Source organism: Streptomyces sp. W16, from assembly GCF_033194735.1.
In the GTDB taxonomy this organism is placed as follows: Bacteria; Actinomycetota; Actinomycetes; order Streptomycetales; family Streptomycetaceae; genus Streptomyces.
Genome location: NZ_JAWOAI010001070.1, coordinates 1 through 1,426 on the forward strand (window position 1 = coordinate 1; position 1,426 = coordinate 1,426).

Annotated in this window: 2 protein-coding genes; one reads left to right on the forward strand and one right to left on the reverse strand. The window is 70.3% G+C overall.

Annotation, left to right across the window (positions count from 1 at the left end; genetic code table 11):
* The coding region (locus tag R6V09_RS53145) for an FHA domain-containing protein (protein WP_442810312.1) at positions 1-391 on the reverse strand (391 nt) is incomplete at its 3' end.
* A gap of 246 nt (positions 392-637) precedes the next feature.
* Between R6V09_RS53145 and R6V09_RS53150 the strand changes: the two genes are divergently transcribed.
* A partial coding sequence (locus R6V09_RS53150; RefSeq protein ID WP_317888557.1) for a streptophobe family protein occupies positions 638-1,426 on the forward strand: 789 nt, incomplete at its 3' end.

A 1,426-nucleotide genomic window follows, 5' to 3' on the forward strand; every position in this document is an offset into this window, starting at 1 on the left:
CCAGCACCTTGGCGGCGGGCAGCGCGGGGAAGGGGCCCGCGCCCTGTGCCGCGTACGGCTGTTGCTGCGGCTGGGCCTGCGGGCTCGCGACGGAGGCGGCGGCGCCCGACAGGCTCAGGCTCGGGCCGTCGGTCGCGTTGCCCAAGTACACGGACGAGCCGGGGCCGATCTCCATCTGATGGATGCGCTGCCCCTGCACGAACGTGCCGTTGGTGCTGCCGTGGTCGTCGATGACCCAACTCCGGCCGCTCCAGCTGATCGTGGCGTGCCGCCAGGAGACCCTGGCGTCGTCGACCACGATGTCCCCCTGCGGATCACGTCCGAGGGTGTAGGTCCTGGACGCGTCGAGCGTCCAGGTCCGTCCATTCAATTCCAGTACGAGTTCCGGCACTCCATGCCCCACTGAGTAGTCCCCCGAGTTACGCCCCATCACGGGGAGTCTAGGGATGTCGAACATCGTCGGGAACTATTTCAGTCTGCACCCCCTGACCGAAAGTCGGGCCTTGTGATGAGCACGCTGTTACGCGTTCGGCGGTTCCGTTGACGGGGTGGAAACCGACCCGGAGAGTGGTAATCCACGCGAGGGGGACATGCGTGGTGTCCGCACCACGCCGTGCCGCGGATCGGGGGGTCTGCCATGAGTTCAGCGACGAGTGTCAGGACGGCGCACTACGACACGAGGGTGCCCTGGGGTGACGTCCTGCTGTCCGCGATCGCCTCGGTCAGCTGGGCGTTGATAGGCATGGCGGGCACGGCCGCGCTCGGCCTGCACCTGCTGGGCGCCGACACGGCGGGCTCGCTCGGCCCGATGACCGCGGCGGTGGTGGCGCTCGGCACGGGCGGTTCGGTCACCCCGACCGGCGACGTCTCCGCCTTCGGCCTGACCGGCGCCCAGGCGACCACGGCCGTCACGATCACCCCGCTGGGCGTGAGCCTGGCGGGAGCGCTCCTGCTGTCGTATTTCTTCCTACGGTCCCTGCGGGCGGCCGGAGTTGTGATCGCACCGGCCGAACTCCTCGCGCGGGCGGGGTCGGTGATCGCGCTCTTCGTGGCGATGCTCGGCGGGCTGGCCTGGGCCGGGCACGACGTCATCACGATCGACGGAAGCAAGCTGGGCCTCGACAAACTCACGGGCGGCGGCGGTAGCGGCGGCGGGGTGAACATCCCCGGCATCGGCGATATCGGTGACATCGGCGGCCTGTTGCCAGGCAAGATCAGCGACCTGGTCAAGGCGAAGGCGGCGGTCGGCTTCACCGTCGACACGGCGCCGACCCTGCTGGGCGGTCTGGGCTGGTCGGCCGGCATCCTGCTGATCGCTCTGCTGGCATCCCGCCGTACGCCCCCCCCCCGCGGCTGGGAGGCCGTACACCGTGTCGTACGGCCGGCCGCGTCCGCGCTCGTCGCGGTGCTGCTGGTCGCGGTGGCG